This window comes from Streptomyces sp. NPDC000404, from assembly GCF_040300365.1.
In the GTDB taxonomy this organism is placed as follows: domain Bacteria; phylum Actinomycetota; class Actinomycetes; order Streptomycetales; family Streptomycetaceae; genus Streptomyces; species Streptomyces ramulosus.
Genome location: NZ_JBEPDN010000008.1, coordinates 158,651 through 181,373, shown reverse-complemented (window position 1 = coordinate 181,373; position 22,723 = coordinate 158,651). Strand labels below are relative to the sequence as shown.

The following is a 22,723-nucleotide window of genomic DNA, read 5'->3' as shown; positions in this document are numbered from 1 at the left end:
TCGGGCGTGCGCTTCCTCAAACGTCTGCATCCCCTGGACTGGCTCGCCGCCGGGCTGCTCGCCTGCGGCCTGGTGTGCGTGGCCACGGGGCTGCTGCCGACCGCGCCCGCCGGGGAGGCGATGGCGCGCATCGGGCCGCTGCTGGCGTTCCTCGCCACGGTGATCGTGATGGCCGAACTGACCGGCCGGGCCGAGGTCTTCGACGCGGTGGCGTCCTGGGTGGCGCGGACGGGCCGGGGCAGCTATCCGCGGCTCTTCGGGCTCTGCGTGCTCTTCGCCTCCGTCACCACCATCGCGCTGAACCTCGACACCACGGCGGTGCTGCTGACGCCGGTGATGCTGGCGCTGGCCGGACGGGTCGGCATCGCGCCGGTGCCGCTGGCGATGACCACGGTCTGGCTGGCGAACACCGCGAGCCTGCTGCTGCCGGTGTCGAACCTGACCAACCTGCTGGCGTCGGACCGGGTCGGCCTCTCCCCCACCGGGATGGCGGCGACGATGGGCCTGCCGCAGCTCGCCGCGATCGCCGTGACGACGGTGTGCCTGTGGGGCTTCTACTGGCGGCGCGGGCGGCGGGGCTCGGACGCGTACATACCGCCCGAGCCGACGGCGCCCGCCGATCCGGTGCTGTTCCGGGTGTGCGCGCTGGCGTGTGCCGGGTTCCTGGTGGCGATCCTCGTCGCGGACGTGCCGCTGTGGTCGGCGTCGCTGACGACGATGCTGATCGTGGTCGTGGCGTTCGCGCTGCGGCGCCCGGCCGAGCTGCGCTGGTCGCTGGTGCCGTGGCGGCTGCTGGTGCTGGTGCCGGGGATGTTCCTGGTCGTCGAGACGGTCAACGCGCACGGGCTGCACACGCTGCTGACCGCCGCGATCGGGCCGGACGGCGGGCTGCTCGGCATGCTCCGCTCGGCGGGCGTCGGCGCGGGCCTGTCCAACGTCCTCAACAACCTGCCGGTCTACATGGCGGGCGAGGCGGCGGTGCCGGTCGGCAACCACCACCAGCTGCTGGCGCTGCTGATCGGCACCAACGTCGGCCCGCTGATCACCCCGTGGGCCTCGCTGGCCACGCTGCTGTGGTTCGAGCGGTGCCGCGGCCAGGGCACCGTCATCCCGCTGCGGCGCTTCATGGGCACCGGCTTCGTCCTGGCCACGGCGGCGACACTGGCGGCCACGGCGGCGCTGGCGATGGCGTGACCTGCGCCGGGACGCCGCCGCCCCGGCTCCCGTCCGCCGCCCCTCCTCAGGCCGCCCGCGCCTGCCCGACCACGTCGAGCAGGTACGTCAGGGTGTCCGCGCGGGCGGCGACGAAGCTGCGGTCGGTGTCCGGGCCCGTCGAGCCCACCGTGAAGGGCCCGCCGCTCAGGGTGCGGAACTCCACGCCCGTCTCGGCGGCCAGCAGGGCGCCCGCGGGGAAGTCGATGCCCTCCGCGCGGTAGCCGACGAACCCGTCGATCGCGCCGCGCGCCAGCATCGACCAGCCCAGCAGCGGCGCCCACAGCTGGAGCACCCGCCGGGCGCTGCGCTCCAGCCGGCCGCGGAGCCCGGCGGCCACCGGGTCGGCCCGGCCCACCGCATGGCCCTGGGTCCAGGCCACCACCGGCCCGCTGCGCGGCACCGCGCCGCCCGGTCCGGGCAGCCGGCGTGGGCCGCAGGTGGCGCCCCGGCCGCGGACCGCCTGCCAGGTGCTTCCGGTGACCGGCTCGTGCACCACCCCGACGACGGGCGCGCCGTCCACGCACAGCCCGATGCCGACGGCGTACGCGGTCAGGCCGATCGCGACGTTGTTGCTGCCGTCGAGCGGGTCCACCAGCCAGGTGCGGCGGCCGACGGCGTCGAGCAGACCCGCCTCCTCGGACAGGATCCGGTCGTGCGGGAAGTGGGTCTGGAGGCGGGCGAGGATGATCTTCTCGGCGGCCAGGTCGAGGTCGGTGACGACATCGCCCTCGGCGTCCTTCACGCCCACCGCCCGCGCCGCGCCGAAGCGGCCGCGCAGCAGCGCCCCGGCCTCCTCGGCGGCGGCGACGGCCACCCGCGTCTCGTGCGCGTACGGTGCGGCGTCCCGGTCACTCGCGCTGCTCGGCATGGATCCTCCTGAGTGCTGTGCGGACGGTCCGTTCGGTGTGTTCCGCGCCGCACAGCCGGCGCACCGTGCGGTGGCCGCGGCCGTGCAGGGGGCCCAGGGAGAGGTCGGTGTGGCCGGGCAGCGACCGGCCGAGCACCAGCGTGGCGGCGGGCTCGTCGCGGGTGACGACGGTGGCGTGGAACTCACCGGCCGGCAGGCTGTACGTCTCCCCGCTGCCGCTGGCCGCGGCGGGGCCCGGCTCGCAGCGCACCAGACGGGAGGTGGGGCGCAGTTCGTCGACGCCGGAGGGGGCGCTGATGACCTCGAAGATGCGGTGGGTGGGGGCGTGCGCGGCGTCCGTGACGGTGACCGGGAGGTTGCCGACCCGGCCGTAGAGGACGTAGCTGCGCAGCTCCCAGCTGTGGGCGTGCATGGGGGCGGCGGTGGGGTCGGGGCGGGCGCCGGTGCCGAAGAGGTGGACGCAGACGCCGCGGGCGCCGTCGCGGACCAGCGGCAGGCAGAGGAAGCCGAGCGGATGGTGGACCGCGCGCAGCTCCCGTCGGCCGCGGGCGATGTCCTCCAGGACGCCGGTGATCCCGGCGCGCGGCGCCTCCCGCGGCGTGCCGGGCCTGAGCAGTCGGTCGAGCGTGTCGTAGTCCATGAGCCGCGCCCGAGGCGTCTCACCTCCGGTAGGGGTCCTCGGCGTGCAGGGCCTTGTCGATGATCTCCGCGACATCGGTGTCGCCGAAGACCGAGGGCAGCGGCAGCGCGACGTCGTCGAAGACCGCGCGGACCTCGTCGACGGTGGGCTCGTCGCCGAGCGGGGCGGCGTCGCGCAGGCTGAGGTGGACGGCCTGCTCGCGGCTCTGGTGCAGCTCGGTGACGTAGTAGTCGTAGAGCGGCCGGTCGCGCGGCACGAGGAGGTTGACGCGGTTGGGGTCGTCCTGGGTGATGATCAGGCAGGACTCGGAGAGGTCGAAGCGGAGGGTGGGGACGCCCGAGGAGAGGTGGACGCTGATCTCCAGGGTGTCGAGCCGCTGGCGGTACCAGCAGGCGGCCAGCACCGTGGCGTACGCCTCCTTGCGGGTGCGGTCGACGGTCCAGGCGTGCGCCGTGTCGTCGTTGCGGCGGCGGGCGAAGGTCTGGCGGAAGCGGGCGTAGGCGGCGCAGGTCCGCTCGTCGGCCGGGTTGATGATGTCGATCTTGATGCTGAGCTGGGCGCGCTGCCGGGTGGCGGCCGCCACGCAGCGCGGCAGCGTCACGGCGCGCAGATAGGTGCCGGTGCCGCCCTTGAAGGACCAGCGGTTGGTCTGCGCGCGGGCCTCCTCCAGGGCGTCGCCGACCTCGTCGCCCGACAGGGAGCGGACCATGGCGAGGTCCTCCAGGGCGCGGCGGGTGTCCGCGGACGCCTCCTCGATGTCGGACTTGCGGCGCAACCGCTCCGTCATCGAGCCGACCGCGAGGGTGCCGAGCACCAGCAAGGTCGCGCCGGATGACACGTCGTCGCTGATGACGTCGCCGAAGACGTCCATCATTCCGATGGTCAGGCCGAGCCCCACGGCGATGAGCACGTCGAGGTTTCTGATCACCCAGGCGACGCCGAACTCCACCCGTCCCACACGCTGCACCACGTCGTTCCCCCTCCCCGTTCCCCCGCATCGTAGGAGCACGGGGACGGCTCTGGCCAGGGCTGCCAAGATCCGCCCGGGGCCGGGGAGTTGCCGCGGAGCGGCCCTGACGTGGGGGCGGGGCGGCGGCGCCGGGTCGCGGACGCGGGCGGGCCCGGCTGTCACCGGTCTCGGTTACGGTGGGACAAACAGGACGGATCTCGGCCGGTGGGGCCGACGGCGGCGCGGAGGCGGCACGGTGCACGGCGAGTACAAGGTTCCCGGCGGCAAGCTCGTCGTGGTCGATCTGGACGTGGCGGGCGGCGTGCTGCGGCACGTCCGGGTGGCCGGGGACTTCTTCCTGGAGCCGGACGAGGCGATCGGCGCGATCGACAACGCGCTGGAGGGCGCCCCCGCCACCACGGACGCGGCGGGCCTCGCCGCCCGGATCACGGCGGCGCTGCCGAAGGACACGGTGATGTTCGGGCTGACGGCCGAGGGCGTCGCCATCGCCGTGCGGCGGGCGCTGGCGCAGGCCACCGAGTGGGGCGACTACGACTGGCAGCTCATCCACGACCAACCGCAGCCGCCCGCCCTGCACATGGCGCTCGACGAGGTCATCACGGCGGAGGTGGCGGCGGGCCGCCGGGCGCCGACGCTGCGGGTCTGGGAGTGGGACTCCCCCGCCGTGATCATCGGCAGCTTCCAGTCGCTGCGCAACGAGGTCGACCCCGAGGGCACCGCCCGGCACGGCGTCACGGTGGTGCGCCGGATCTCCGGCGGCGGCGCGATGTTCGCCGAGCCGCAGAGCACCATCACCTACTCCCTGGCCGTCCCGGAGGCGCTGGTCTCCGGCCTGTCGTTCGCGGACAGCTACGCCTATCTCGACGACTGGGTCCTCGGCGCCCTCGGCGACATGGGCATCCGGGCGTGGTATCAGCCGCTCAACGACATCGCCACGGAGGTCGGCAAGGTCGCCGGCGCCGCGCAGAAGCGGATGGTCGGCCCGGACGGCGGGCCCGGCGCGGTGCTGCACCACGTCACCATGTCGTACGACATCGACGCCGCGAAGATGCTCGATGTGCTGCGCATCGGCAAGGAGAAGCTGTCCGACAAGGGGACGAAGAGCGCCAAGAAGCGGGTCGATCCGCTGCGGCGGCAGACGGGGCTGCCGCGCGAGGAGGTCATCGCGCGGATGATCGGCTCGTTCCGCGACCGGTACGGCCTGACCCGCGGCGCCGTCACCGACGCGGAGCTGGCCCGCGCCGAGGAGCTGGTGCGGACGAAGTTCGCCCACGAGGAGTGGACGGCGCGGGTGCCGTAAGGGGGCGGGCGGAGGCCGTAGCGGTGCGGGTGGGTCTCCGCCGGGCGGCCGCGCGCGGAGCGGCGCCCGCCCGTGCGGGTCGCGGCGCGCTCGCGGGCGCGAGTCCCCGGTAGCGGCGGCAGGGCCCCGGAGAGCGCCGAGAGTTCCAGCAGCCCTCTCCGCGCGAGCCACACCCCTGCGGACGCCCCTTTCCTGTCCGGCTTCCTGCCCGGCTTCCTGTCCGGCCCGAGGCCGATCGCCGCGTAGGCCGTCGGCTTCTTCGGTGTCCCGGCCGACGGACGGTGGAGCCGCGCCGGCACGGGGGCACCCGACGGGTCGTGAGGGGCGATTCGATCAGCGGCTCGGCGGCCCGGTCTGCGGGGCGCGAGGGACGGTTCGGCGAGCGGAGCGAGACCGTCAAGTGTGCTGACAGTGACGTCATTAGCGCTTCTAAGCTCGAAGAAGTCAAGGGCCGAGAGCGCCTGACTCCCCCTCGCCCTGCCCTGGAGCCGTGACAGCCGGCTGGGGCACGCGCCGAGGACCCCGAATCACCCCCGTTTCCCCCTGTTCGGGAGGACCCATGATCCACACCCGCGGGCTCACCCGCAGCTTCCGCGCCCAAGGAGAGACCGTTGAGGCCGTGCGCGGCTTGGACCTCGACATCGAAGCCGGCTCCGTGGTCGCGTTCCTCGGCCCGAACGGCGCCGGGAAGACCACCAGCCTGCGGATGCTGACCACCCTGCTCCCGCCGACCTCGGGCACCGCCGCCGTCGCCGGTCACGACGTGGTGACCGACCCCTCGGGCGTGCGCCACCGCATCGGCTGCCTCGGTCAGGGAAACAGCGCCGGCAGCAATTTCCGGGTCGGCGACGAGCTGATCACCCAGGGCCGCGCGTACGGCCTGAGCCGCGCGAAGTCCCGCGCCCGGGCCGAGCAGCTGCTGACCGCGCTCGAACTGGAGGGCCTGGCCAAGCGGACGGTGGGCGCCCTCTCGGGCGGCCAGCGCCGCCGCCTGGACATCGCCATGGCCCTGGTGCACGAGCCGGAACTGCTCTTCCTGGACGAGCCCACCGCCGGGCTCGACCCGCACAGCCGCGCCACCGTCTGGGAGCACGTCCTGCGGCTGCACAGGGAGCTCGGCACCACGATCGTCTTCACCACCCACTATCTGGAGGAGGCGGATCTCCGGGCCCGGCGGGTGATGGTGATCGACCACGGCCGAGTGATCGCCGACGGCTCCCCCGAGAAGCTCAAGGCGGACCTGGCCGGCGACCGCATCACCCTGGGGACCGCCGACCGCGCCGACGCCGAACGGGCCGTCGCACTCGCCCGCGCCCTGCCCACCGTCCACGAGGTCACCGCCGAGGGCACGGAGGTGCGGGTGCGCGCCCCGCACGGAGACGCCCAACTCCCGGTTCTGCTGCGGAGCCTGGAGGCGGCCGGGGTGCGGGCGCTCACCGCCCGGCTCGCCCGCCCCACCCTCGACGACGTCTTCCTCGGCCTGACCGGCCGCACCCTGCGGGAGAGCGCCGACGCCCCCGCCGCCCCGGCCACCACGCACGAGGGAGCCTGACCATGAAGGTGCTCAACGACACCCGCACCGCGCTCGCCCGCGAGCTGGGGCCCGAGCTGCGCCGGCCGGCCGGCCTCCTCTTCACCATGCTGCTGCCCTTCCTCCTCCTCGCCCTCTTCGCGCCTCTGCTCTCCGGCATCGGCCCCTCGGGCGGCAACACGGGCACGGGCTCCCCCTGGCAGTGGTTCGTGCCGGGCATGCTCGTCCTGCTGGCCCTCTCCGCCACCGCCGGGGCCGGGGCCTCCCTGCTCAACGAGATGTCCTCGGGGGCCTTCGAGCGCATGCTCGTGACCCCGCTGAACCGGGCCGCGATGCTCGTCGGGCGGGTGCTCAAGGAGGTGGTGATCCTGTTGACGCAGGCCCTGCTGATCCTCGCCCTCCTGCTGCCGGCCGACTTCCGGCCGCGCCCGCTCGGCGCCCTGGCCGGCCTGGCGCTGCTGGCCGTCTTCGGGGTCGGGATCGGCGCCCTCTCCTTCACCCTGGCGCTCCGCTCCCGCAAGCAGCAGACCCTGTTCTACGGGGTGCAGCAGCTGGTCTTCTTCCCCCTGCTGCTGCTCTCCGGCGTCCTGCTGCCCATCACCCATTCCTCGGCGCCCACCTGGCTGTACGTCCTGAGCCGGATCAATCCCGCGACGTATGTGGTCGAGGCCGAACGCGCCTTGTTCGACGGCCGGTTCGCCGGGACGGGCGTGGTGTACGGGGTCCTCGTCGCGACGGCCATCGCGGTGCTGGGGGTCCTCGCGGGCATCCGGGGCATGCGCAACGCCTCCGTGTGACGCGCCGGCCGCCGCGCCGTCCCCCTCCGCCGTCCGACGTCGTAAGCGAAGGAGTACCGCACCGTGACCGCCGAAGCCTTCCGGAGCGCCCCGCGTCCTGGGCCCCGCACCGTGGACGTCTGGTTCGACCCCGCCTGCCCGTACACCTGGCTGACCGCCCGCTGGCTGCGGGAGGCGGCCCGGGTCCGCCCCCTGGAACTGCGCTGGCACCTGATGAGTCTGGCCCTCCTCAACGAAGGCCGGGACGACGATCCCGAGGGCGACCCCGAGGGGTATCTGAGGGTGCCGGTGCGGATCGGCACCGCCGTCCGGCACCACCACGGGCAGGAGGCCCTGGACCGCTTCCACGCCGCACTGTGGGCCGATCCGTGCGCCCCCGGGGAGCACGGCCGGCACACCAGGAAGTGGATCAACGATCCGGCCCTGGCACTGGCCCACGCGGATCTGCCGGCGGAGCTGGCGGCCGCCGGTACGTCCACCGCCTACGACGAGGAGCTGCGGGCCTCGCACGCGGCGGCCGTACGGCTCCTGGGCCCGCGGCCCGGCACGCCGGTGGTCGCCGTCGGGGAGCCGGCAACACCGCACCGCCCCCTGGCGGCCTTCTTCGGGCCGGTCATCTCCCGCGTGCCGAGAGGGGAAGAGGCGGGACGGCTGTGGGACGGGGCGCTGCTGGTGGCCGGTACCCCCGGCTTCCACGAACTCAAGGGAAGACCCGCCGACCCGGACCCGGACGTGACCGCCGGCTCGTCCGCCCGAGGGCCCGCGGCGACGGAGCAGCACACGGCACACGGCCACAGCGAGAAGATCACGGCTGCGACGGTTGAGACGGTTGAGGTGGCACCGCGTTGAGGACACACATCCCCTACCTCTTGGCCGTGGCGAGCACGGTCGCGACGCGCCGGGTGGACGAGCGGTTGGCCGCATACGACCTGACGGTGCGCCAGTACGGCCTGCTCGCCCAGCTCTCGGTCGAACCCGAGCTGACCATGGCGGATCTGGCCCGTCAGCTCGGCATCGCCCGGCAGTCGGTGCATCAGCTGGTCAACGAACTCGTCGAGGCGGGCCATGTGCGCCGGCGTCCGGGCGCGGACGACCGCTCGCGCCGCCTGGAGATCACGGACACCGCGCACTACCTGCTGAGCCGGATCGACGGGCCGCTGGAGCAGACGGAGGCGGAGCTGCTCGGCGCTCTCGCCCCGGACGAGGCCGAGAGCCTGCGCGGCCTCCTCCAGCGGGTCCTGGCCCACGCCACCGACGACGAGGCATGGTTGCCCGTCCGCTGATGCCGCCAGGCGTGTGCTGTCCGTAATCCTGGCCGCCTCGCCGCACTGCTACCGCCCCGGGGCCCCGCGGGCCACCGGGCACGAGGCGGCGACCGCGCCCGGCGGCCCGCGTCCGGTATCTGACGGCCCGTTTTGTTCTGGCGGCGAATCCTCCATACGATCCGTCGATGATCATAAGAAAGCGGCTGGCGGCCGGGGTGTGCGGCCTGCTCGCCACGGTGGCCGTCGGCCTGCTCCCCACACCCGCCGCGGCCGGTGAGCCGGACGCGAAGCCCACCCCGAAGGTCGAGCTGGTCCTCGACGTCAGCGGCTCCATGCGCGCCCGTGACCTCGACGGCCAGAGCCGGATGGCGGCGGCGAAGACCGCCTTCAACGAGGTGCTGGACGCGGTGCCCGGCGATGTCGAGCTGGGCATCCGCACCCTCGGCGCCAACTACCCGGGCGAGGACCGCAAGGTCGGCTGCAAGGACACCAAGCTGCTCTACCCGGTCGGCCCGCTCGACCGGAACGACGCGAAGACGGCGGTCGCCACGCTGGCCCCCACGGGCTGGACGCCGATCGGCCCGGCGCTGCTCGCCGCCGCCGACGACCTCAAGGGCGGCGACTCCGCCCGGATCGTCCTGATCACCGACGGCGAGGACACCTGCCAGCCGCTCGACCCCTGCGAGGTGGCCCGCGACATCGCCGCCAAGGGCATCCACCTCACCGTCGACACGCTCGGCCTGCTGCCGGACGCCAAGACCCGTAAGCAGCTCAGCTGCATCGCGGAGGCCACCGGCGGCACGTACACCTCCGTCCACCACACCGATCAGCTCCGCAAGCGGGTCCATCAGCTGGTGGACCGGGCGGCCGATCCGGTGGTGACGCCGGTGGCGACCGAGGGCGCCGCGCAGTGCGCGAAGGCGCCCGAGCTGAAGCCCGGTCTCTACAGCGACCGGGAGCGCTTCGGCGAGCACCGCTGGTACCGCGTCGACGTCCGTCCCGGTCAGGAGCTGCGCGCCGCGGTGAGCGTCGCCGCCGACCGGGCCGTCGACAACGACTACGGGGTGCTGCTGCGGGCGGTGACCGTCCACGGCCGGGAGATCGTCCGCGGCTCCGAGGCGGGCGACGGGCGCACCGATGTGCTCTCCACCGGGCTGCGCTACCCGAAGCCGGACGAGGACGCGCCGGACGGCAGCGACACCCCGCCCGCCGAGACGGTCTGCCTCCAGGTCAGCAACTCCTTCTCCGCACCGCCGTCGGTCAAGCGGGATCCGGGGCTCCCCGTCGAGCTGGCCGTCGACCTGGTGGACGCGCCGCGCGCCGCCGCCGACCCGGCCGCCTTCGGGCTGGGCCGCGGCTGGTGGCTGCTGGTCACCCTCGCCCTGGCCGGTCTGGTGGGCGGCCTCGTGTGGGGCTGGATCTCCCGCTGGCGCATCTCCGTCTGGAGGACCAACTGATGCGGACCCTGCGCACCCTGACGGCGGCGCTGCTCGCCGCGGGCTCCCTGCTCACCGCGGCCGCACCGGCGCTCGCCGACGACCCGGCGCCCACGGCCACCGACGGCTCCCCGAGCCCGGGGTCCGACGGTGAGGCGCCCGCGCCGACCGAGGCGGGCACGTCGTTCCGTACGGCCGCCCTGATGCTGCCCGGCCAGCGTGCCACCGCCGACGCCTCCACGGGCGACTACCTGTACTGGGCCGTCCCCCTCGACCAGGGGCAGGACGCGACGGTACGGGCGAAGGTGAAGCTGCCCGAGACGGCCCGGCACGGCGCGGCCACCTGGCGTCTCGACGTGTACGACGGGCTGCGGCGCCGTCAGGCGTGCCGCTACGGCATGCAGGCGCGGACGGTTCCGGCCGACGCCGCGTCGGTGGAGCTGGCCTGCACCCTGCGGACCGTCCGCGCCTGGGCGGAGCCCTGGTCCGACGATCCGCTGCCGGGCCGCTACTACCTGCGGCTGACCACCACCGAGCAGCCGCAGGAGGATCTGGGGCTGCCGGTGCGCGCCGAGGTGACCGCGGACGTCAAGGACGCGGGCGGCGCCCATGCCGTGGACGGGGCGCTGGCCGCGCCGCTCGTCCCGGGGGCGACGGCCGCCTCCGGTGCCGAGGAGCAGGATCAGGCCGGCGACGAGGCGGCGGACGGCGCCTCATCGAGCCCGTCGACGGACGCCGCGTCACCTGCGGTCCCTGCGTCCGCGGCCGCCGAACCGGACGGCGGCTGGGCCTCCGGCTGGTGGTCCGACCGCTGGATCTGGACGGCGGCGGGCGGTGTCGCGGCGGCCCTGGCGGGCATCGCCGGCTACCGCCTCACCGCCGGCCGCGGCCGCCCCTCCCGGGTGCCGCCGGGCGTCTGACCCGGCGGAGGTTGCGCCGTTGTGTGTCACGGGCCCGGCCGTTGCGGCCGGGCCCGTGGTGTGTCCGAGGGCGAGCCCGGGGCGGCTCGGGCCGGGCCCGCCCGGTGGCTCGGCGGGGCACGCCGGGGGCCCGGCGGGGCGCACGCCGCCGAGCCGGGCGTCCGCACCGCGCGGTCCGGGCGCCCCTCTCAGTAGTTCAGCCGCTCGCTCCCGCTCAGCGGTTCAGTCGCTCGCTCACACCGCTCGCTCAGTCGCTCAGTCGCTCAGTCGCTCAGCGCCGGAATGATCTGCTCCCCGTACGCGTCGATGACGGCCTCCTTCGCGTCGTGCATGGCGTACAGCGCGAACTGGTCGACGCCCAGCTCCCGCAGCCGTTGCAGCTTCTCGATGTGGGCCTCGGCCGGTCCGAGCAGGCAGAAGCGGTCGACGACGGCGTCCGGCACGAACGCGGTGTCGGGGTTGCCGGTCCGGCCGTGGTGGGAGTAGTCGTAGCCGGCGCGCTTCTCGATGTACGCGGTCAGCTCCTCCGGTACGGCGCCGGAGTGCGCGCCGTACCGCTCGACGAGGTCGGCGACGTGGTTGCCGACCATGCCGCCGAACCAGCGGCACTGCTCCCGGGCGTGCGCGAGGTCGTCGCCGACGTAGGCGGGCGCGGCCACACAGACCGTCACCTCGGCCGGGTCCCGGCCCGCGTCCGCCGCCGCGTCGCGCACCGCCTTGACCATCCACTCGGTGAGGTAGGGGTCGGCGAGCTGGAGGATGAAGCCGTCGGCCAGCCGCCCGGCCATGGCCAGCGCCTTGGGGCCGTACGCGCCCATCCAGACGGGCAGCCGGCCGTCACGGACCCAGGGGATGCGCAGCCGGTGGCCGCCGATGTCGGCCTCGCGGCCCTCGGCGAGGTCGCGGATCACGCCGATCGCCTCGCCCAGCCGGGCCAGGGTGTTGGGCGGCCGCCCCGCGACCCGCATCGCGGAGTCGCCCCGGCCGATGCCGCAGACGGTGCGGTTGCCGTACATGTCGTTGAGGGTGGCGAAGGTGGAGGCGGTGACCTCCGGGGTACGGGTCGAGGGATTGGTGACCATGGGACCCACGATGAGCCGATCGGTGTGTTCCAGGATGCGGCTGTGGATGACGAACGGCTCCTGCCACAGGACGGCGGAGTCGAAGGTCCAGCCGTAGCGGAACCCCCTCCGCTCGGCCCGGCGCATCAGCCCCACCACGGACGATGCGGGCGGATCGGTCTGCAGAACGACTCCGAAGTCCACGCTGCGCTCCTTCTGTTCGGCGTACGGGCGGGCCCGGGAGCACCGGCCGGGCGGGGCCCGGCGGCCGTGCCACGACGGCACCGTCCGGAGCGGGTCCGCCGGGGCCGCCCGACGCGGACGGTGCCGGAATCCTTCCACACCGGGGCGTTTCGAACCCCGTACGACGCCACCCGCCGACGCCGGTCCACGGACCTCCGGGAGCGCGGCGAACCCCTGCCAAAAGCCGTGCGGAGCAAGGACGTTGGACCTCCGGTGCGGGTTGTCCACAGGCCTTGCGGCGCTCGGCGCGGGTGTGGGGTAGTGGGCCCATGAACGGGAACACCGATACCCCGTCCGAGCGGCCCTTCCCGCCGCTCGGCACCCCGCTGCGCCGGCAGCACCGGCTGTGGGGCCTGCTGCTGCGCCTGATCGGCGCGGCGCTGAACGCCGTCGCCGTGCTCGGGTTCATCGCGGGCGTCTCCCAGCTGGGCCGGGCGCGTTTCCCCGAGGACCTGCTCGGCACGCCGGGGTGGCAGCGGCTGCTCATCGCCGCCGTGGCCTTCCTCGCGAGCACCGGCGCCACGGTGGCCGGGCCCCGGCTGCGGCGCCACGGCCGGCGCCACTGCGCCCGCGTGCTGCGGACGCTGGACGAGGCCCGCGGGGCGCCGTTCGTGCTGTATCTGCGGCCGTTCGCGGCGGACCGGCCCGCGGCGTCCCTGCCGCCCCCGGCCGCCTGGCCGCACTTCGTCGACCGCCGCGGTGAGCAGCTGACGACGGAGGAGAACCTCGCCCGGATGTTCCGGGCGTTCGGCCGGGTGATAGCCGTCGGCCGGCCGGAGGAGCGGCTGCCGCAGCCCGGCGCCGACCGCCTCTACCTCCCGTGGGACGACTGGCAGCCGGTGGTCGCGCAGCTCATCGACGACGCCCGGATCGTCGTGCTGGGCACCGGCGTCGCCGAGGGCACGCTCTGGGAGCTGGAGCAGCTGATCCGGCGCCGCGCCCCGCACCACGTCCTGCTGCTGGTCTACTCGGACGAGGAGGAGTACGCCGCCTTCCGGGTCCGGGGCGACGCGATCCTCGCCCGGGCCGCGCACGGTACGAAGGGGACGCGGGCCGACAGCGGCGGGGAAGGTACGGCCATCGCAGGCGCAGACTCGGCGGGCGCGGGCACGACCACCGCGGGCACCGGCTCAGCCGACACGGGTACGGGTACGGGTACCGGCGCCGAGGCCCCCGACCCGCCGTCACCCGTCTTCCCCGACTGTCCGCCGCTGCGCCGTCCCGAGCAGGCCGGGGCGCCGCTGCTGCAAGGCGTCATCCACTTCGGCCCCGGCTGGATGCCGCACTTCACCCGGATCGACCCGACCGCGTTCGACGGCAGGCGCAAGCAGCGGGTCAGGCAGGCGGTCAGGACCCAGTGGATGCCCGCCTACCGGCACGTTCTCGACGGCGTCCGCGCCGAGGAGGAGGCCGCCGACCGCCGTGACGCGACCGGCTGCCCCACCCTCGCCGACCTGGAGGAGCTGCTGCGGACGGCGGAGCGGGAGGGAGCCGCGAGCAGGACGGCGGGCGCGGGTGCCGCGGACGGGACGCCGGACGGCCGGGACGGGGCCAGCGCGACAGGAAGCGCCGCGCCGGGCCCGGAAGGCACCCTGTTCCGGGTCGAGTTCACGCCCGGCGCCCGGATCCGGGCCGTCTCCCCCGCCGGGCCCAACGAACCGGCACTCGATCCGCACGGCCGCCTGGTCTCCCTCGCCGGGGCGGTCCGCACCCCCGGGCAGGAGCGGCCGGAGGGCCCGGAGACCGCGGGTGAGGGACCGTTCGCGCTGGACATCCCGTACGAATGGCTGAGCGCGCGGCTGCGCGCGGTGCGCGGGCGGGGCGCGGCCGATACGGACACCGTCCGCCTCGATCTCGGCCCGGCGGGCCGGCTGCACGGACTGGCCGGCACCCCGGCGGCGGACGCCCCGGCGCCCGGCGCGGAGATACGGACCGAGCCCTGAGCGCGCGCCCGCGGTCGGGCGGCCGGTACGGAACTCTCCCTTCCAGGGCGGGAGTTCGGCCACCATGACTCCGTGACAGGCATCGATGAGAACCTCTGGAACGCGGACATCGGCCCGTCGGACTACTCCGGCAGCGAGGAGACCTATCAAGGCGCGGTACTGGAGCAGTACAAGCTGTGCGTGGAGATGGCCGACCGGGTCAGTTCCCGGCGCAATCTCACCAACACCTTCTTCCTGACGCTCAACACCGCGGTGGTCGCCGCCGCGGCGGCGGGCGGCGGTGTCCACGGCTCGGTGTGGATCCGGCTGGCGGGGCTGGCGATCCTGCTGACGCAGTGCCTGGCGTGGTTCGTGACCATGCGTTCCTACCGCCAGCTCAACGCCGCCAAGTACGCGGTGATCGGCGCGCTGGAGCGAAGGCTCCCGGCGCTGGCCTACTCCGACGCCGAGTGGGGCGCGCTGGGCGAGGGCCGTGACTGGCGGCGGTATCTGCCGCTGACCTACGTGGAGCAGTGGGTGCCGCTGATCTTCGCCGCGGCCTACGTTGTAGGGTTCCTGGCCACCGTGGCGTAACGCCGGGAGGGGGCGAGGCGGAGATGCGGAGGGTCGCCGTGACCGGCCACATGGATCTGGCCGGGGGGACGGAGCAGTTGCTGCGGGACGCGCTGCCCGGGTTGCTGACCGAACTGGCCGCCGGCGCGGACGGTCTGACGGGGCTCTCCTGTCTGGCTCCCGGGGCCGATGCGGTCTTCGCGGAGGCGGTGCTCGCCGCCGGGGGCACCCTGGAGGTGGTCCTGCCGTTCCACGACTACCGGAGTTCCCTCGCCGCCCCGGCCGTACGGGGGCGGTTCGACCGGCTGGTGGCAGCGGCGTCCGAGGTGACGGTGCTGCCCTACCCCGAGGCGTGCCTGGCGGCGTTCGAGGCCGCCAACTCCGCGCTGCTGAAGCGGGCGGACGCCCTGGTCGCGGTCTGGGACGGGCGGCCGCCCGCGCGGGGCGGCGGCACGGCCACCACCGTCGCCGAGGCGCGCGAGGCGGGACTGCCGGTCCATGTGCTCTGGCCCAAGGGCGCTCGGCGGGACGGCGGGCGGTAGCCGGAGCAGAGCGCGACAGCCGAGGCGCCGGACGAAGGCCGAGGCGGCGGACGACAGCCGGGGCCCTGCGCGGCAGCCGGAGCGGCGGTCCGTGCCGCGCCCGCCCGCCCGTGGCGGCGGCGCCCGGCCCGGCGGCGGCCACGGAAGCCCGGTGCCTGCCGGCCCCGGTGCCGGGAAGCCCGGCCCGGCGCCGGCGCGCCACCCGGTTCACCCGCCGCGGCCAACGCCATCCGGTTCACACCGCCCCGGCGCGCAGCCCGGTACACGCCGCCACGGCCGACGCCACCCAGCTCGTGCCCCGCGCCCGACACCGCCCCGTTCACGCCCCGTCGCCCGGCGGGCGACCCGGCGCAGCAGCAGGGTCACGCCCGTGGTCGGCAGCAGCCCGGACCCGCCGGGACCCGGTGCCGGCCCGCACGCGGCCGAGGCCGGCGCGAAGAGCACCGTGGCCGGGCTCGGGGCACTGCTGCCGACCGCCCGGAACGCCCCGCTGATCAGCCCATGCGGGGTCGTCACCCGCCCGGTGCGGGACATCTCCCCCAGCCGCTTCGCGCCGGCCCGGCGCGTCGGCGACCGCAGCCTGCCGACCGCCGACCGCCGACCGCTGGTACGGGACTACGTACGCGCAGGTGAACCGGCGACCGGCGCACGGGGCTGAGCGGGGGCCCGGTGGGTCCGGTGTCCGGCGGGGCGCCGGGCGCCGGACCCATCGGGGTGTCAGCTCAGCCGTGCCGCGGCGTACACCTCCATCGCGTCGCGCTGGTAGGCGGCCAGCCCTTCCGCGATCCGGTCGAAGTTGGCGCGGAAGCGGGGGTCGTCGGCGTAGGTCGCCGCCAGCCCCCGGTACGCCTCGGCGTTCGGGGTCCAGAAGCGGCAGACGCCGCGGTAGTGGACATCGGTCTCGTCCTGGACCGCGGGGTCGGTGACGGGCGTGCCGGCCACCATGAACTCCGCCATGCGGACCATCTGCGCCGTGGCCTCCCGCTGCCACCGCTCGCTCTCCTCCTCGGTCATCGCGGCGGTGGCGCGCCGCGACTCCTCCCACGCCTGCGGCCAGCGCTCGCGGACCTCGGCGTCGGTCTCCGGGTCGTGCTCGAAGCCCTCGAAGAGGTTCTCGGGCCGGTTGATGCCGTTCATGTCGGGGTGTTCCCTGCCTTCCTCCAGTGCGGCGAGGGTGCGGCCGACCGTTGTGGCCAGTGTCGTCAGCCGGTCCCGCTCCGCCAGCAGCCGGGTGTGGTGCTCGCGGAGCACCGCGGCCCGGTCGGCGGGGCGCTCCAGCACCGCCGCGATCTCGCGGAGCGTAAGGCCCAGCTCCCGCATCAGCAGGATCTGCTGGAGCCGCAGCAGCTCGGCGGCGCCGTAGCGGCGGTGGCCGTTGCTCCCCGTGCCGGCCGGGGGCAGCAGGCCGATGCCGTCGTAGTGCCGCAGCGTCCGGGACGTCACCCCGCTCATCCGGGCGACCTCGGCGATCGACCAGGTCATGGCGGTATCCCTTCCTCGCCGGGCCGGTCTCTCCGGCCCTGGTGACGACCGTAGAAGTTGACGCAACGGCAACCGCAAGCGGCGATCAGCGCGCGTGGGGGCCGAGCCCCCGGGGCACGTAGACGCCGTGTCCGGCGCGGCCCGTGTGGCGGCGGTTCTCGATCACGACGGTGCCGCGGGAGAGCACCGTCTCGACCCGGCCGGTGATCCGCCGCCCCTCGTAGGCGGAGTAGTCGACGTTCATGTGGTGGGTGCGGGCGGAGAGGGTCTGCTCGGCGTGCGGGTCGTAGATGACGAGGTCGGCGTCGGAGCCGGGGGCGATGGTGCCCTTCTTGGGGTGGAGGCCGAACATCCGGGCCGGGGCGGTGCAGGCGATCTCGATCCAGCGGCGGCGGTCGAGGTGTCCGTCGACGACGGCCTGGTGGAGCAGGTCCATGCGGTTCTCGACGCCGGGCATGCCGTTGGGGATCTTCGAGAAGTCGCCGCGGCCCAGCTCCTTCTGGCCCCTGAAGCAGAACGGGCAGTGGTCGGTGGAGACCACCTGGAGGTCGTTGGTGCGCAGGGCGCGCCAGAGGGTCTCTTGGTGTTCGGCCGGGCGCAGCGGGGTGGAGCAGACGTACTTGGCGCCCTCGAAGTCCGGTTCGGCGAGGTTGTCGGCCGACAGGAAGAGGTACTGCGGACAGGTCTCGCCGTAGACCGGCAGCCCCTCGTCGCGGGCACGCATCAGCTCGGCGACGGCCTCGCGCGCCGAGACGTGCACGACGTAGACGGGGGCGCCCGCCACCTGCGCGAGCTTGATGACGCGGTGGGTCGCCTCGGCCTCCAGGAGCGCCTTGCGGACCTCGCCGTGGTGGCGCGGGTCCCGTTCGCCGCGGGCCAGGGCCTGTTCGACGAGGACGTCGATGGCGAGGCCGTTCTCGGCGTGGGTCATCACCAGTGCGCCGTTGTCCGCGGCGCGCTGCATGGTGCGCAGGATCTGCCCGTCGTCGGAGAGGAACACCCCGGGGTAGGCGGTGAAGAGCTTGACGGAGCTGACGCCGGCTTCGACGAGGTGGTCCATCTCCTTCAGGGAGGCGGCGTTCACATCGGACATGATCATGTGGAAGGCGTAGTCGATCGCGCAGACACCGTCGGCCTTGGCGTGCCAGGTGTCGAGCCCCTCCTGGAGGGAGCCGCCCTTGGGCTGGATGGCGAAGTCGACGACGGTCGTGGTGCCGCCCCAGGCGGCGGCGAGGGTGCCGGTCTCGAAGGTGTCGGACGCCTGGGTGCCGCCGAACGGCATCTCCATGTGGGTGTGGGCGTCGACGCCGCCGGGGATGACGTACTTCTGCGCGGCGTCGATGACGCGGTCGGCCTGCCAGTCGTGGCTGCCGTGCGTGGCGAGGGCCACCACCCGGCCGCCCTCGACGAGGACATCGGCGTGGAGTTCGTCGGAAGCGGTGATCACCAGGCCGCCGGTAATGAGAGTGCGTGTCACGTCCGGTCTCCCTCACTGCGCCACGGATGCGTGCCGTGCGGCGGGCGGCCCGGCGCGGACGGCCGCCCGTGCCGCGGACGGTGACCCGCGCCGGGCCGCCGTCCGCTTCCTTCCGCACGGGTGCCCGCGCGCGGCGGGCGGGCCCGTGCGGCGCCGGTTCCCGGGCGGGAAGGAGACCGTAGAAGCATGGCAGGGGCGGGGGCAATACCGTGTCCGCCGCCCGCGCGGGGCCGCTGTGTGGCGCCGCCGGTCATCCGGCCGGTTGAACGGTGCGGCGGGCGGGGCGCGCGGGGAGGTATGGACCAAGAGGGGTGCGGGGTGCGCGGAATGGGCAGGTAACCGACGCCGCCGGGGGACGCCCCTCACCGTCCAAGGGGAGCGGGGAGCAGGGCCGCCGGGGAGGCGTGGGCGCCACACGGCACGGGCGGCAGCAGCGGACCGACACCGGGCAGAGAGGCGACACGTCATGCAGCGGAGCACGCCGTGGGAGTTCTCCGACGACCGCGGACGTCTGGCGGTGGCCGGCGAACGGCCGTCGCGGATCATCGCGTACATCCAGGCCGGGGCGACGCTGTGGGATCACGGCGTACGCCCCGTGGGGCTCTTCGGGTCGCAGCACGACGGGGCGGTCCCGGACCGGACGAAGAGCGGGGAGCTGCCCCGGGAGGGCATCCCGTATCTCGGTGCGGGGGCGGCGCTGCATCCGGACACCGTGCTGGGGGCGGCACCGGATCTGGTGGTGGCCGTCACCTACGACGGCGAGGCGGTGTACGGCCTGGAGGCGAAGACGGCGCGGGAGTTGGAGGCACACGTGCCGGTGGTGGCGCTGGGCGTGGGGCCGGGCCGGGGGCTGGCCGTGGTGCGGGAGCGATTCGCGGCGCTCGCCGGGTCGCTGGGCGCGGGCGAGACGGCGGGCGCCGCCCTCGCGCTGGACGACGCGGAGGACGCGCTGCGCACGGCGGCGGGCGACGGGCCGCGGCCCCGGGTGCTCGCGGTGTCGGCGGCCGGTCCCGAGCACGCGTATCTGGCGCGGCCGGGGGCCTGGCCGGATCTGCGGACGCTGCGGGAGCACGGCGTGGCGCTGCTGGAGCCGGCCGCCGGGCCGGGCGCCAACTGGGCGACGGCCACCTGGGCCGAGGTCGCGGCGCTCCGCCCGGACATCGTGCTGAGCGACGTCCGGGCCAACGCCGCGCCGCCGCGGACGCTGCGCGGCGGCGCGCACTGGCGGACGGTGGCGGCGACGGCCCGGCTGGTCGGCTGGAATCCGGAGGCGCCGTGCAGCCGCCGGGCGCACGCACGGTTCTTCCGCGAGGTGGCGGCGGCGATCCGCGGCGCGGCCGGGCGGTGACCCGGCGCGGGCCGCGGGCGCCGGGCCGGGGGTGTCCGTGAGGTCCCGCCGTCCGCCCGGAGGGCGGGGCGCGCGGCGCGCGAGGGCACGTGCCGAGCGTCGTGCGCCGGGCGGGACGTCACGGATGCGCCCTACTCCGGCGGGGTCGGGGTGTCGTGGCTGCGGTACATCGCCTGGACGTCCAGCTCCAGCTTGACGGTGGGGCCGACGACGGCGATGCCGCGGGCGAGCATGGTGCGCCAGTTCAGCGTGTAGTCCTCGCGGTGCAGTTCGGCCTTGGCGAGGGCCGCGCAGCGCAGCTCCTGGCCGTAGCCGCCGTTGACGACGCCGAGGTAGGAGGTGTCGAGGGCGACGGTGCGGCTGACGCCGTGCATGCTCAGCGAGCCCTGGAGCTGCCACTGCGAACCGCCGCGGTGCACGAAGCGGTTGCTGGTGAAGTGGATGTACGGGTAGTTCTCGACGTCCAGGAAGTCCGCGGAGCGCAGATGGTTGTCGCGGGTCCGGTTGCCGGTGGTGATGCTCGATGCGTCGATGCGCACCTCGACGTGGGAGTGGGCCATGTCGGCGCCGACGCGGATGCCGCCCTCGAAGCGGGTGAACCGGCCGTGCACGTTGGCCATGCCGACGTGGCGGGCGATGAAGCGGATCGCGGTGTGCGGCGGGTCGAAGAGCCAGGTGCCGGCGGTGGGCAGCTCCAGGGCGCGGGCCTCGGTGAGCCGCACCGGCTCGGCCTGCGCGCCGTGTCCGGCGATGACCTCGACGGTCTCCTGGTGGGGCTGGAGGTGGCCGACCGAGATCATCAGGCTGTAGCGGCCGGGCGGCAGCGCCGCGGCGAACAGGCCGAACGGGTCGGTGGTGCCCTTGAGGACGACCTTGCGGCTGGAGACCGCGGTGACCGTGACCTCCGCGCCGTCGACCGGCCCTCCCGAGGGGTCGGTGACCGTACGGGCGAGACCGCCGGCGCCGACCGGCAGGGCCAGCCGGATGCCCGCTCCGCCGCGGGCGCGGTCGGACCGGCCACGCCGGAGGAAAGCGAGAGCCATGGGGTGTGCAACCTTTCATCGGCATGCGGGGGCATGGCGCCGGCGGCGCGGCCGGGCCCAAAAGGGCGGCGGAACGCGCCGCGCGGGGGCGGCACCGGCATCCATGATCTTGGAAGGTCCGGCGGGTGTCCGGGTGTCTCATTTCGAGACACCGGGCGCGGGAGCGGCCGGTGGTGCGGGGGCGCGGGCGGCCGCCGCCGTGGGCGGCTCAGTACGGTGGAGCGGTTGTGAGCCGTTCAGATTCCTTCCGTCCCGTTCCCGAACCGGCGCTGATCCGCGAGGCGCGGGCGCGGTTCCTCGCCGGGCGTCCGCTGCCCGACGGCGCGCCCGAGCCCCTGGTGTCCGCCTGGCGCCGGGCCGCGTTCTTCGGCGTTCCGCACGACCTGGGAGCGGCCGCGGCCTCGCGCGCGCCGGCTGACGGGCCGCTGGCCGCGGCCGCCCGGCCGGTGCTGGAGCGGCTGGCCGGGGCGCTGGACGACGGGGAGCGGCGGGTGATCGTCGCCGATGAGCGGTGCCGGGTGGTCTGCCGGGGCGGCGTGCCGTCGCCGGGCACGGTCCGCGACGATCTGTCGGAGGAGGTCGTGGGGCACAACAGCGCGGCGCTGGCGCTGCGCTACGGGCAGCGGTTCGAGACACACGGGCCGGAGCACTACCTCGACCTGTGGCAGGAGGTGTCGTCGGTCAGCGTGCCGGTGCGGCGGCCGGGCGCGGCGCGGGCGCTGGGCACCGTGACGCTCGCGCGCGGGCTGTGCGCCGGGGGCGGCGGGCATCCGGACACGGCGCTGGCGGAGGCGGTGGCCGCGGCGGTCGAGGCGGGGTGGGCGGCGCGGGGGCCGCGGGAGCCGGAGCGGCGGCTGCTGGCGGCGTTCGCGCGGGAGCGGGCGGCCGGGCGGGCGGTGCTCGCGTTCGACGGCCACAGCCGCCTGGTGAGCGAGGCGGCGGCCGGGCTGCTGTCGCCGGAGGCGGTGGACGGCCTGGAGCGGCAGACGGTGGCGCTGCTCGGGGCGGACGGTCCGGCAGGCCGCTGGGACGGGGAGCCGGCGGTGCGGTGGGGCGCCGCGGTCGCAGCCCGGCTGCTGCCGGTGCGGGAGGCGGGGGCGGTGACCGGGGCGCTCGCGGTGGTCGAGGAGGCGGACGGTGCGGGGCCGGAGCCCGGCGCGGGCGCCGCGTCCTGTGCGCCGCCGGGGAGTTCGGCGGTCTGGCGGCGGACCGTGGACCGGGCCGTGGAGCTGTTCGCCTGCCCGCGTCCGCTGCTGCTGACCGGGGAGCGCGGGACGGGCAAGACGACGCTGGGCCGGGCGCTGCTGCGCGGCCCGGACGGCGCCGCGGAGCCGCTGACCGTCGATGCGGCGTGCGCGCCGGACGGTGAGCTGGCGGCGCTGTGGCCCGCTCCGCCGGCGGACGGCGAGGGGCCGGCGCCGCTGCTGCTGCGGCACGCCGAGCGGCTCGGGCAGCGGGACGTGGCGGCGCTGGTGGCGCTGCTGGCGGAGCGGCCGCTGCTGCCGCTGGTGGTGACCCACACCCCGGGCACCGAGGTCGGGCCGTGTCTCGCCCGGCTGCTCGACACCCTCGGGGCGCGGTCGGTGACGCTCCCTCCGCTGCGGGAGCGCCCGGAGGACCTGCACACCCTGCTGACCCGGCTGGCCCCGCCGCCGTCGCCCGGCCGTCCGCCGCTGACCTGGACGCTGGAGGCGGTACGGGCGCTGGAGGCGCATCCCTGGCCGGGGAACGTCACCGAACTCGCCGCGCTGGTACGGGAGATGGCGCGGGGGCGGCGGTCGGCGGGGCCGGTGCGCCGCGAGGAGCTGCCGCGCGCCGTGCGCCTGCGGGTCACGGCGCCGCGGCCGGGGACCATCGAGCGCGCCGAGCGGGAGACGATCCTGGCGGCGCTGCGCGCCCACGGCGGCAACAAGGCCCGGGCCGCGGAGTCGCTGGGCATCGCGCGGGCGACCCTGTACCGCAAGCTGCGCGGGTACGGGTGAGGGCGGTGCCCCCGCCCGGCGGCGGGCCGTGCGCGCGCCCGGCGGTCCGCCGCACCGCCCCCGGCGCAGCCGCCGCGCGCCGCCGCCACGCCCCTTGACGATTACTGG

21 protein-coding genes are annotated in these 22,723 nt (G+C 75.3%); 14 read left to right on the top strand and 7 right to left on the bottom strand.

Features of this window, described 5'->3' with window-relative positions:
• The first annotated feature begins 6 nt into the window (after positions 1–6).
• Positions 7–1,194 (top strand): ArsB/NhaD family transporter, encoded by a 1,188-nt coding sequence (locus ABT345_RS17495; protein WP_345077013.1) that lies wholly within the window; start codon positions 7–9, stop codon positions 1,192–1,194.
• Between the two features lie 46 nt (positions 1,195–1,240).
• Here ABT345_RS17495 and ABT345_RS17490 read toward each other — a convergent pair whose 3' ends face one another.
• From ABT345_RS17490 to ABT345_RS17480, 3 genes are read right to left on the bottom strand one after another with little or no spacing between them, the layout of a single operon-like run.
• Positions 1,241–2,083, bottom strand: a complete 843-nt coding sequence (locus ABT345_RS17490) for an inositol monophosphatase family protein (RefSeq protein ID WP_345077015.1) — start codon at positions 2,081–2,083, stop codon at positions 1,241–1,243.
• Positions 2,064–2,723, bottom strand: coding sequence for a hypothetical protein (locus ABT345_RS17485; protein WP_345077018.1), 660 nt, complete (start codon positions 2,721–2,723; stop codon positions 2,064–2,066). Before ABT345_RS17485 ends, ABT345_RS17490 begins: the two co-directional genes overlap by 20 nt.
• A 19-nt stretch (positions 2,724–2,742) precedes the next feature.
• The gene (locus ABT345_RS17480; protein ID WP_345077021.1) at positions 2,743–3,693 is read right to left on the bottom strand and encodes a hypothetical protein; all 951 of its coding nucleotides are present in this window, start codon (positions 3,691–3,693) and stop codon (positions 2,743–2,745) included.
• 235 nt (positions 3,694–3,928) lie between these two features.
• On the opposite strand from ABT345_RS17480, the gene lplAB reads away from it, so the two are divergent.
• The 7 genes from lplAB (at position 3,929) to ABT345_RS17445 (ending at position 10,942) form a co-directional block, all read left to right on the top strand.
• The gene (gene lplAB / locus ABT345_RS17475; RefSeq protein ID WP_345077024.1) at positions 3,929–4,993 is read left to right on the top strand and encodes a lipoate-protein ligase LplAB; all 1,065 of its coding nucleotides are present in this window, start codon (positions 3,929–3,931) and stop codon (positions 4,991–4,993) included.
• Positions 4,994–5,552: 559 nt separating this feature from the next.
• A complete protein-coding gene (locus tag ABT345_RS17470; protein ID WP_345077027.1) occupies positions 5,553–6,545 on the top strand; it encodes an ATP-binding cassette domain-containing protein in 993 nt (330 codons plus the stop codon).
• 2 nt (positions 6,546–6,547) lie between these two features.
• Positions 6,548–7,321: an ABC transporter permease gene (locus ABT345_RS17465; protein WP_345077029.1), complete on the top strand. Its 774-nt coding sequence runs from the start codon at positions 6,548–6,550 to the stop codon at positions 7,319–7,321.
• Between the two features lie 63 nt (positions 7,322–7,384).
• A complete protein-coding gene (locus ABT345_RS17460) occupies positions 7,385–8,170 on the top strand; it encodes a mycothiol-dependent nitroreductase Rv2466c family protein (RefSeq protein ID WP_345077031.1) in 786 nt (261 codons plus the stop codon).
• On the top strand, positions 8,167–8,604 hold the full coding sequence (locus ABT345_RS17455; protein WP_345077034.1) for a MarR family winged helix-turn-helix transcriptional regulator: 438 nt from the start codon (positions 8,167–8,169) through the stop codon (positions 8,602–8,604). The genes ABT345_RS17460 and ABT345_RS17455 overlap by 4 nt, the downstream gene beginning before the upstream one ends.
• Before the next feature lie 167 nt (positions 8,605–8,771).
• A complete protein-coding gene (locus tag ABT345_RS17450; RefSeq protein WP_345077037.1) occupies positions 8,772–10,043 on the top strand; it encodes a VWA domain-containing protein in 1,272 nt (423 codons plus the stop codon).
• Positions 10,043–10,942, top strand: a complete 900-nt coding sequence (locus ABT345_RS17445) for a hypothetical protein (RefSeq protein WP_345077253.1) — start codon at positions 10,043–10,045, stop codon at positions 10,940–10,942. Before ABT345_RS17450 ends, ABT345_RS17445 begins: the two co-directional genes overlap by 1 nt.
• A 263-nt stretch (positions 10,943–11,205) precedes the next feature.
• Here the strand turns inward: ABT345_RS17445 and ABT345_RS17440 are convergent, their stop codons facing one another.
• Positions 11,206–12,207 carry a TIGR03842 family LLM class F420-dependent oxidoreductase gene (locus tag ABT345_RS17440; protein ID WP_345077040.1) on the bottom strand — a complete coding sequence of 334 codons (1,002 nt, stop codon included), beginning with the start codon at positions 12,205–12,207 and terminating at the stop codon, positions 11,206–11,208.
• Between the two features lie 308 nt (positions 12,208–12,515).
• Between ABT345_RS17440 and ABT345_RS17435 the strand changes: the two genes are divergently transcribed.
• The 4 genes from ABT345_RS17435 (at position 12,516) to ABT345_RS17420 (ending at position 15,941) form a co-directional block, all read left to right on the top strand.
• Positions 12,516–14,189, top strand: a complete 1,674-nt coding sequence (locus ABT345_RS17435) for a hypothetical protein (RefSeq protein WP_345077043.1) — start codon at positions 12,516–12,518, stop codon at positions 14,187–14,189.
• A gap of 72 nt (positions 14,190–14,261) precedes the next feature.
• Complete coding sequence (locus ABT345_RS17430; RefSeq protein ID WP_345077046.1) at positions 14,262–14,762, top strand: RipA family octameric membrane protein; 501 nt, start codon at positions 14,262–14,264, stop codon at positions 14,760–14,762.
• 23 nt (positions 14,763–14,785) lie between these two features.
• Complete coding sequence (locus ABT345_RS17425) at positions 14,786–15,283, top strand: hypothetical protein (protein WP_345077048.1); 498 nt, start codon at positions 14,786–14,788, stop codon at positions 15,281–15,283.
• Between the two features lie 370 nt (positions 15,284–15,653).
• Positions 15,654–15,941, top strand: coding sequence for a hypothetical protein (locus ABT345_RS17420; protein ID WP_345077050.1), 288 nt, complete (start codon positions 15,654–15,656; stop codon positions 15,939–15,941).
• A gap of 59 nt (positions 15,942–16,000) precedes the next feature.
• Here the strand turns inward: ABT345_RS17420 and ABT345_RS17415 are convergent, their stop codons facing one another.
• Together ABT345_RS17415 and hydA are read right to left on the bottom strand one after the other, a co-directional pair.
• Positions 16,001–16,765 carry a MerR family transcriptional regulator gene (locus ABT345_RS17415; protein WP_345077054.1) on the bottom strand — a complete coding sequence of 255 codons (765 nt, stop codon included), beginning with the start codon at positions 16,763–16,765 and terminating at the stop codon, positions 16,001–16,003.
• Positions 16,766–16,850: 85 nt separating this feature from the next.
• A complete protein-coding gene (gene hydA, locus ABT345_RS17410) occupies positions 16,851–18,242 on the bottom strand; it encodes a dihydropyrimidinase (RefSeq protein ID WP_345077057.1) in 1,392 nt (463 codons plus the stop codon).
• Positions 18,243–18,708: 466 nt separating this feature from the next.
• Here hydA and ABT345_RS17405 point away from each other — a divergent pair, with 466 nt between their 5' ends.
• Positions 18,709–19,590 (top strand): substrate-binding domain-containing protein, encoded by an 882-nt coding sequence (locus tag ABT345_RS17405; protein WP_345077060.1) that lies wholly within the window; start codon positions 18,709–18,711, stop codon positions 19,588–19,590.
• A 131-nt stretch (positions 19,591–19,721) separates the two neighbouring features.
• Here ABT345_RS17405 and ABT345_RS17400 read toward each other — a convergent pair whose 3' ends face one another.
• Entirely contained in the window at positions 19,722–20,633 is a 912-nt protein-coding gene (locus ABT345_RS17400) for a YceI family protein (protein ID WP_345077063.1), read from the bottom strand.
• Between the two features lie 227 nt (positions 20,634–20,860).
• Here ABT345_RS17400 and ABT345_RS17395 point away from each other — a divergent pair, with 227 nt between their 5' ends.
• Positions 20,861–22,615 carry a helix-turn-helix domain-containing protein gene (locus tag ABT345_RS17395; protein ID WP_345077065.1) on the top strand — a complete coding sequence of 585 codons (1,755 nt, stop codon included), beginning with the start codon at positions 20,861–20,863 and terminating at the stop codon, positions 22,613–22,615.
• The last annotated feature ends 108 nt before the right edge of the window (positions 22,616–22,723 follow it).